This is a genomic window from Acinetobacter sp. TUM15064, assembly GCF_008980265.1.
Lineage (GTDB): Bacteria > Pseudomonadota > Gammaproteobacteria > Pseudomonadales > Moraxellaceae > Acinetobacter.
This window is the reverse complement of record NZ_BKFU01000093.1, coordinates 1-8,050: the sequence shown is the minus strand read 5'-3', so window position 1 is coordinate 8,050 and position 8,050 is coordinate 1. Positions and strand designations below refer to the sequence as shown.

Below are 8,050 nucleotides of genomic sequence, written 5' to 3'. Positions count from 1 at the left end.
GATCCATGACCCACTTTCCATCAAACTCCCGGTTGTAGTTCCACAAGCATCTCGCGAGTCTTGCCGGCCCGCTCCACTAACAAGACCACAACATCTCCAACGTTCTTGTCGTCTAGCCGGGCCTGTAATGTGGTGACGTCGTCGACGGCGATACCGTCGATGCTGATAACGCGATCGCCGGGCACGATGCCGCCTGCGGTGACCTTGATGCCGACGAGCCCGGCCCTGTGCGCCACCGAGCCCGGCGTCACGCGCAATACGAATACGCCCTTACTACCGGTCAGCGCCTGCAGACGCGCGTTGAGCTGCTCATCCACCTCGATGCCCAGCGCCGGACGGATGTACTTGCCGGTCTTTATGAGTTGCGGCACCACGCGCATGACGGTATCCACCGGCACAGCGAAACCGATGCCAGCGGACGCGCCCGAAGGGCTGTAGATGGCGGTGTTGATGCCGATCAGCCGCCCGGCCGAATCGAGCAGCGGGCCGCCGGAGTTGCCGGGGTTGATAGCGGCGTCGGTCTGGATCAGGTGATCGATGGCAGGCCCGCCCCCTTCGCCGTCGAGGGTGCGGTCGAGCGCTGAGACGATGCCGGTGGTGAGCGTCCAGTCCAATCCGAAGGGATTGCCGATAGCGAACACTTTCTGCCCGACCTTGAGGTCGGCACTGGTGCCCACCGGCACAGCGGGCGGGCGCTTGAAGCCGACGCCGATCTTGAGCACGGCGATGTCGTGCTCGGGGCTGGCGCCCACCAGCGCAGCCTGATAATCGCGACCGTCGGCCAGTTTGACCGTGGCAGACGATGCCCCCTGGATGACGTGGAAGTTGGTCACCACGTGGCCGGCATCGTCCCAGATGAAGCCGGAGCCGGTGCCGCGCGGCACGGAAAAGACATTGCGCGACCAGACGTCACGCACCAGTTGCGCCGTGGTGATGTAAACCACCGACCCGCGCGATTTCTCGAACAGTTGGATGGTGGTCTGCTCGTCTGCCGCCAGATCACCACGCGGTGTCACCGTGCGCTCGGCCGCTTCGCGCGGACTGAACCAGGCTTCGATGGCAGGCAAGAACTGCCACAGCAGCATGAGTGCGGCGATGCAGCCAGTGATGACGAGCCAGCGCCGGATGAATCGGTCCGGCGCCGGGCGGCTGTTGAGGTCGGGGTAGGTCATGCCATTCTCCTTGTTGAAATCAGCGCCAGACACCGCTGGCGCGCCAACGCGGTGGGCGTGGCGCCAAGGGGATGTCCGGCAGAAATGGGCTGGAATGAAGCGGTTGCGGTGCCATCGAATCAGCCAATTCCCGCAAGCGTTGGATGCGCTCTGTCGTCGCCGGATGCGTGCGCAACCAGGAGGGTTCCGGGTTGCCCCATCCGGGCAGCAGCCAGGCGCGACTCTCCCGCTCGATCTTGGCGAGCGCCAAAGCCAATCCCTGTGGGTCGCCGGTCAATTCGGCGGTGAGCCGGTCGGCGTCGAATTCGTGCACCCGCGACAAACCCAGCAGCGCGAGCTGCGGCGAAACGGCCAGCAACAGCAGCGCCGGCCACTGGATAGCGACTGTGCCCCACAGCAAGGCCGGCAGGCTGAAGAGGAGCATGATTTGCCCCAACAAGGCCAGAAGATGGGTGAGCCGGCTGATGGAATCGGCCAGGCCCATGACACGCAAATCCTCGTTCGCAATATGCGCGATTTCGTGGCCGAGCACGCCGGTCAACTCGCGGGGCGTGAGGCTACGCAGCAGACCGTCTGTCAGCGCGATGGCCGCGTGATGCTTCGTACCGGTGGCGAAGGCGTTGACGACCCCGCTGGGCACGTAGTGCGGTACCGGCACGGCAGGCAACCCGGCCCGCGCCGCCAGTTCGCGCAACACAGCCCAAAGATCGGGCGCTTCATTCGGGTGCAGAGGGCGTGCGCCATACAGCCGCAGGGTCAGCACCAACAGCGCGGTTTGCAGGCGATTGAGCCAGCGATGCCGCGCGCCGGCAGCCTGCGCGTGGCGCCGATCACGATGGCTCATTTGGGCTTTCCCCGGCGGCCCGGTCAGCGCGCTCGCGCAGCAGCCAGTAAGTCGCCCCGAGGGCCAGCATCGCGCCTGCGAGCGCCGCGATCTTGGCGGGGCTGGTCTCCGGGTCGAGGATCACGAACTTGCGCGCCAGGGCGATCAGCCCGATCAGGATCACCGTCTTGACCTGGATGATGCTATCGCGGCGTAAGGCCACCCGCACGATGGAATGCTTGAACTCCATGGCGATGAGCAGCGTCATGATCATGCCGAACACGGTCTGGAAGACCTTGTGATCGAGCGGATTGAACGCATCGATGACCAGCAGGCTGAAGACGATCGAGATCAGCTGCAGCAGCGAGACCACGATGATCACGGCAATGATTGCGGACAGCGCGAGCGCGATCACCTGTTCGAAGCGCTCGTAGAACGTCATCACTGCCCATTGGGCACGAAATGTTTTGATCGGGTCCGGTTGCTTTTCCTTCATCGCCATTCCTCTCAATTCTGAAATACTTGTGCGCCCACAACTTGGTTGCGCCCTTGTCTTTTTGCCTGGTAGAGCGCGCTGTCCGCCTGCTGCATCACCTGCTCGGAAGAGTTTAAGCAGACGTCAAGGGGGGCCACCCCCATGCTGGCGCTATAGCTGATCGACACCTCTCCACACACCACCGCTGTCGTCGCAACGTCCTGACGAAATCACTCCGCCCATACTTGGGCGTCTTCAATCGATGCCGCTTCGGCTTTGTTGCACAAACCTATCTCTAAAGGCTTATTCCACAATATAATTTTCAAATGAATAAGTCGACACCTAAAATTTATCGCACAACCAATTGGTCTTCATATAACCGAGCACTCATGAGTCGTGGAAATATTGCCATTTGGTTTGATCCTGCTACGCAATGGTATGCCCCATCAAAAGGCAAACAAGGACGAAATCAAACTTACTCCGACGCAGCTATCCAATGCTGCCTAATGATTAAATCTCTCTTTCGATTGTCTTTACGCATGGTCACTGGCTTTGTTCAAAGTCTCATCCATCTTTGTAGGTTAAATTGGATAGCGCCAGACTGAATAGCCACCAAAATTCTAGACACACATAACCATCTTCTGATGGGCTTTTTCATAATCTAATGGAGAACGCTGACCATTGGAACCATGTCGGCGTTTTGAATTATAAAACATCTCAATATATTCAAAGATATCTGATCTTGCTTCAGCTCTTGATGAATATATTTTCTTCTTGATCCTCTCTCGCTTTAATAACTGAAAGAAACTCTCGGCAACAGCATTGTCATGGCAGTTTCCACGCCGACTCATACTACTTTCAAGATTATGATGCTTGAGAAATGTCTGCCATTCATAACTGGTGTATTGGCTACCTTGATCAGAATGGATCAGGACCTTGCTCTTTGGATTCCTTCTCCACAAGGCCATCAATAATGCATCTAAAACCAGATCTGTAGTGATTCTCGACTTCATAGACCAACCAACCACAAGTCGTGAGAACAGGTCGATTACAACAGCAAGATACAACCATCCCTCATTGGTACGAATATAGGTAATATCAGTCACCCATAATTGGTTCGGCTGAGTTGGATTAAACTGTCGGTCTAAAGTGTTTGCGGCAATAACAGCCGGAGTACCAGCGTAAGCTCTAGGCTTACGATAACCACGCTGTGATTTAAGACCATTTGCTTTCATCAGTCGATGTACTCGATTGATCCCACAACTTTCGCCAGCATCTTTCAAATCACAGTGAATCTTGCGATAGCCGTAAACTCCACCAGATTCCAGCCAGAATTGTTTAATCAATCCTGAAAGCTGTTGCCGTTTCTTGGCAGTTTTACTGGTAGGTTGCTTTAACCATGCGTAATAACCACTGTGATGAACATCCAGAGCTGAACATAAACGACGGACAGGCCATATGTTCTGATTGTCCTGAATAAAGGCGTACCTCATTTGGACTGGCTTGCGAAGTACACCGCGGCCTTTTTTAATATGTCTCTTTCTTCAGTGACCCTTTGTAGCTCTTTTTTTAACTTTGCTAATTCTGTACTTGGATCACTAGATTCTGTTGTCTTGGGTTGCTGTGGATCATAACGTTTGATCCAGGCATACAGACTATGCGTAGTGGTTCCTAAACGTGCAGCAACTTCAGCCACACTATGACCTTTCTCAGTGACTTGTTTTACTGCTTCAATACCAGGTGGGCCAGACCGGCAAGTGGCGGCGATACAGCCTCGGGCATCGTGGGCGAGAGATCCTGCCGAACAGCAGGATCTGCCCCCGGGAAGAGCCGCCGCGCCCGCCGCTGGTAACGGTTGATGCCGAACAGCACATACAGCAGCGAACCGCCCAGCGGCAACAAGGCGATCAGCAGTACCCACAGCGTGGCCGATCGAGGGTCACGCTTGTAGATGACCGCGTGCCCCGCTGTGGGGATAGCGACCGCCAGCGACACGAGGGTGGCTGCCCATGTCAGCCCATTGGGGTCGGATACGACAGCCTCCCGTCGCTCAAGATTCGCCGCCCGCTGACTTCTTCTTGCGCGCAGGCTTGCTCGCGTCGCTCGGCGGCGCCTCAGCCACGTTCGCGGCATCGGGCTTCTCAGGCTCGGCCGGCTTCGCGGGTGGCTCCTGGCGCTCGAAGACCACCCGTTCGGCCTTGTCATCCCAGCGGGCGCTGGCGTGATCGCCCTTGCCGATACCGCCACCCAGCATCTCGCGCGCCAGTGCCGTCTCCAGCTCGCTGCGGATCAGGCGCTTGAGTTCACGCGCGCCGAACTCGGGCTTGTAGCCTTCCTCCGCGAAGTGGTCGATCAAGGTCTGATCGAAGGTCAGCGTCACGCCCTGGCTGGCGGCGTTGCGGGCCACACGATCGAGCTGCAGGCCGACGATATGGCGGATCTCCTCCTTGCCCAGCGCATGGAAGACGATGATCTCGTCGATGCGGTTGATGAACTCGGGGCGGAAGTGTCCGCGCAGCACGTCCATCACCTCGGACTTGGTCTTCTCGTATTCCTCGCCGGCGGCGCTACGGGCCTTCAGCCGACGCTGGATGATGTCCGAGCCCAAGTTCGAGGTGGCGATGATGATGGTATTGGTGAAATCCACCACCCGGCCCTTGCCGTCGGTGAGCCGCCCGTCGTCGAACACCTGCAGCAGGATGTTGTAGACGTCGGGGTGAGCCTTCTCGATCTCGTCCAGCAGCAACACGCTGTAGGGCTTGCGACGCACCTTCTCGGTGAGCTGGCCGCCCTCGTCATAGCCCACATAACCCGGAGGCGCGCCCACCAGGCGTGCCACGGTATGGCGTTCCCCGTACTCGGACATGTCGATGCGCAGCAGCGCACCTTCATCGCCATAGATGGACTCGGCCAGCGCCTTGGCGAGCTCGGTCTTGCCCACGCCGGTCGGCCCGAGGAACAGGAACGTCGCCACTGGCTTGCTGCCCTCGCGCAGCCCCGCGCGCGACAACCGCACGGCATCGGCTACCGCGCGCACCGCTTCGTCCTGGCCCACCAGGCGCTCGTGCAGCCGCTGTTCCAGATGCAACAGCTTCTCGCGTTCTTCCACCGTCAGCTCGTTGACCGGAATGCCGGTCAGGCGCGAGACGATCTGCGCGACATGCTCGGCCTTGACTTCGGCGCTGCCCGAGGCGCGCTCGCGCTCCCAATCTTCGATGAGCTTCTTGAGTTCGGCCTCTTTTGCCTCGATGCGCTTGCCCAGCTCGGCGGCCTTGTCGTACTGCTTGCGCGAGGCCATGTAGTCCTGCTCACGCCGCAACTGGTGCAGTTCGGACTCCAGCTCTTGTACGGCCACTGGGCGAGCCGTGGCCGACAGCTTCACGCGTGCGGCCGCCTGGTCAAGCAGGTCGATGGCCTTGTCAGGCAAAAAGCGCGCGGTGATGTAGCGGTCCGACAACTCGGCGGCGGCGATGATCGCATCCTCGGTGATGCTGACCTTGTGGTGCGCCTCGAAGGTGTCGCGCAGGCCGCGCAGGATCATCATGGTCTGCGCTACCGTCGGCTCGGGCACCATCACCGGCTGGAAACGACGCTCCAGCGCGGCGTCCTTCTCGATGTACTTCTGATACTCGTTGAGCGTGGTGGCGCCGATCAGGTTCAGCTCGCCGCGCGCCATCATCGGCTTGAACACGTTGGCCACGTCCAGCCCGCCTTCGCCGCCACCCTGGCCGGCACCGACGATGGTGTGCACTTCATCGATGAAGAGAATCATCTCGCCCTGGTGCTCGGTCACTTCCTTGAGCACCTTCTGCACGCGCTCCTCGAACTCGCCGCGGTACTTGGCGCCTGCCACCATGGCGTTGATGTTGAGTTCGACCAGGCGCTTGTCGCGCAGCGTCTCGGGCACTTCGCCGGCGACCATGCGCTGCGCCAGCCCCTCGACGATGGCGGTCTTGCCCACGCCCGGCTCGCCGATCAGCACCGGGTTGTTCTTCTTGCGCCGGGCCAGCACCTCGATGGTGGTCTCGATCTCCTGCGCACGGCCGATGACTGGATCGAGTTTGCCCTCACGCGCCATCTTGGTGAGGTCGCGCGAGTATTTATCCAGCTCGGGCGTGTTGGTCGGCGTCTCGGCGCGGCCATCCTCGGCCCCTTTGCCGACCACCTTGCTTACCTGCTGGCGCAGCGCTTGCGGCGTGAGACCGTAACGGCGTAGCAGGTTGGCCGCCAAACCTTCGCCTTCCTCGACGAGCCCGATCAGGAAATGCTCCGGCCCGACATAAGAGTGGCCGAGTTCATTGGAGGCCACGAAAGCACGGCTGAGCGCGTCCTTGACCCGGGGCGACACGCCGATCTCGCCCTCGAACGGCTTCTCGCCGCGCTTGGCTTCGGATTCGATCTGTTGCTTGAGGTCATCGACCTTGATCTTGAACTGCCCCAGGATGGTCTTCACCACATCGCTGTCGGATAGCGCCAGCAGCAGGTGTTCGGTATCCACCTCGGCGCGGCCAAATTCGGCAGCGTGTCGGGCGGCCTCCTGCAATAGGGCCTCGGACTGTTCGCTGATACGGCTGGCGAGCCCACTGCCGCGACGGCGCGGCGCACCCGAACCTGCGGCGGCGGGCTCGCCGAACGAGGCATCGACCACGTCATCGGTATCGGCGGCCATCGGCGTCGCGTCGTCGCCGATGCGGAAGAAGTCACTGCCGAGGAAGTCCTCGAACAGGCCGCTGCGCGAGCCGAACAAGGCTTCCAGCGGCGAGACGGTGCGCTTTTGCTGGCGCACCAGTTGACGGTAATGGTCGTCACACAACAGCATGGTGCTGTGACGACCGTTGAGATTGGCTTCCACCCGCACGGTGGCGGGTTGGCTGCAGACCTGGCATTGTTTTCTGTCCATACTGATGCTCCTGTAAAGATTGATCTGACGAGGCACCGACGATCACGGTGCCTCATCTCTTTTTGTTTTTTGAGAAAAACGCGCTGCCCCGCGTCAGCCGTTGATCGGGATCGAGCGTGAAAATCACCTGTAGGTGCGCTTTCATTTCGCCCTCTCCAATCGCGTCGCTTTGCGGTTCCGGCCAAGGAAATCCTTGCAAGACTTTGTAAGACATTGCGCTTACCAGGAAAAAATATCAAGAGTCAATGTACAGCGACTTTGTTGCACAAAGATTTGAAATGCAAAGCGCCCCTAATTGAGCCAAATTTAAGGCGTAACTTGGGTAAGTGGTCGACCTAATTCCGTAAATCTGTTGAGGACTGCTACACGTGCATGAATTTCATTCACCTGACTAGGAAAGCTTCTTGCCATTAATTTATCGCCTAATAATTTGATGCAATGCATCTTGGTTTCCACCAAACGGCACTGTTGCAAATAGAGATTTGAGTCGATGAAGTTCCTTTTTAAAAGTGCTTAGAGACCGAAAACCCTGTTGATTAGACACACTTCACCTTGAGGCTGACCATAATAAAATGACGATGCTTGTCCTTTACGTAGTGCACGCATGACTTCAATACCTTTAATTGTGGCATAAGCCGTCTTCATAGATTTGAATCCTAATGTGGCCCTGATGATCCGCT

At 58.7% G+C, this 8,050-nt stretch carries 7 protein-coding genes and 4 pseudogenes; 1 reads left to right on the top strand and 10 read right to left on the bottom strand.

The window, feature by feature from the left end; genetic code table 11:
- Positions 1 to 20 precede the first annotated feature (20 nt).
- Genes GBI16_RS16995 through GBI16_RS18985 form a run of 4 tightly spaced genes read right to left on the bottom strand, consistent with a single transcriptional unit; the run spans position 21 to position 2,658 of the window.
- A complete protein-coding gene (locus tag GBI16_RS16995; RefSeq protein WP_004637115.1) occupies positions 21 to 1,172 on the bottom strand; it encodes a S1C family serine protease in 1,152 nt (383 codons plus the stop codon).
- Between the two features lie 19 nt (positions 1,173 to 1,191).
- Positions 1,192 to 2,016, bottom strand: coding sequence for a zinc metalloprotease HtpX (locus GBI16_RS16990; protein ID WP_035341335.1), 825 nt, complete (start codon positions 2,014 to 2,016; stop codon positions 1,192 to 1,194).
- On the bottom strand, positions 2,003 to 2,491 hold the full coding sequence (locus GBI16_RS16985; protein WP_151707525.1) for a phosphate-starvation-inducible PsiE family protein: 489 nt from the start codon (positions 2,489 to 2,491) through the stop codon (positions 2,003 to 2,005). Before GBI16_RS16985 ends, GBI16_RS16990 begins: the two co-directional genes overlap by 14 nt.
- An 11-nt stretch (positions 2,492 to 2,502) precedes the next feature.
- Positions 2,503 to 2,658, bottom strand: a complete 156-nt coding sequence (locus tag GBI16_RS18985; protein ID WP_228267860.1) for a diguanylate cyclase domain-containing protein — start codon at positions 2,656 to 2,658, stop codon at positions 2,503 to 2,505.
- A gap of 138 nt (positions 2,659 to 2,796) precedes the next feature.
- Between GBI16_RS18985 and GBI16_RS16975 the strand changes: the two are divergent.
- Positions 2,797 to 3,072, top strand: a pseudogene (locus tag GBI16_RS16975) (transposase); the annotation flags it as partial.
- Positions 3,073 to 3,090: 18 nt separating this feature from the next.
- Here the strand turns inward: GBI16_RS16975 and GBI16_RS16970 are convergent.
- The 6 genes and pseudogenes from GBI16_RS16970 to GBI16_RS16945 all read right to left on the bottom strand — a co-directional run.
- A protein-coding gene (locus tag GBI16_RS16970; protein ID WP_228267861.1) for an IS3 family transposase occupies positions 3,091 to 4,238 on the bottom strand; the annotation gives its coding sequence in 2 pieces (ribosomal slippage) (positions 3,091 to 3,992 and positions 3,992 to 4,238; 1,149 coding nt in all).
- Positions 4,205 to 4,558, bottom strand: a pseudogene (locus GBI16_RS16965) (PLDc N-terminal domain-containing protein); the annotation flags it as partial. The pseudogene GBI16_RS16965 and the gene GBI16_RS16970, both read right to left, overlap by 34 nt.
- Positions 4,521 to 7,370 (bottom strand): heat shock survival AAA family ATPase ClpK, encoded by a 2,850-nt coding sequence (gene clpK, locus GBI16_RS16960; RefSeq protein WP_151707524.1) that lies wholly within the window; start codon positions 7,368 to 7,370, stop codon positions 4,521 to 4,523. The pseudogene GBI16_RS16965 and the gene clpK, both read right to left, overlap by 38 nt.
- Positions 7,371 to 7,422: 52 nt before the next feature.
- Positions 7,423 to 7,584 (bottom strand): hypothetical protein, encoded by a 162-nt coding sequence (locus GBI16_RS18725; RefSeq protein ID WP_004642278.1) that lies wholly within the window; start codon positions 7,582 to 7,584, stop codon positions 7,423 to 7,425.
- Between the two features lie 92 nt (positions 7,585 to 7,676).
- Positions 7,677 to 7,829: pseudogene (locus GBI16_RS16955) on the bottom strand (IS5/IS1182 family transposase); the annotation flags it as partial.
- Positions 7,830 to 7,883: 54 nt separating this feature from the next.
- Positions 7,884 to 8,050, bottom strand: a pseudogene (locus GBI16_RS16945) (IS6 family transposase); the annotation flags it as partial.

Excerpts from the sequence above, each read along its gene's own strand:
- GBI16_RS16995 (WP_004637115.1), bottom strand. The coding sequence starts at position 1,172 with ATGACCTACCCCGACCTCAACAGCCGCCCGGCGCCGGACCGATTCATC.
- GBI16_RS16990 (WP_035341335.1), bottom strand. The coding sequence starts at position 2,016 with ATGAGCCATCGTGATCGGCGCCACGCGCAGGCTGCCGGCGCGCGGCAT.
- GBI16_RS16985 (WP_151707525.1), bottom strand. The coding sequence starts at position 2,491 with ATGAAGGAAAAGCAACCGGACCCGATCAAAACATTTCGTGCCCAATGG.
- clpK (WP_151707524.1), bottom strand. The coding sequence starts at position 7,370 with ATGGACAGAAAACAATGCCAGGTCTGCAGCCAACCCGCCACCGTGCGG.
- GBI16_RS18725 (WP_004642278.1), bottom strand. The coding sequence starts at position 7,584 with ATGTCTTACAAAGTCTTGCAAGGATTTCCTTGGCCGGAACCGCAAAGC.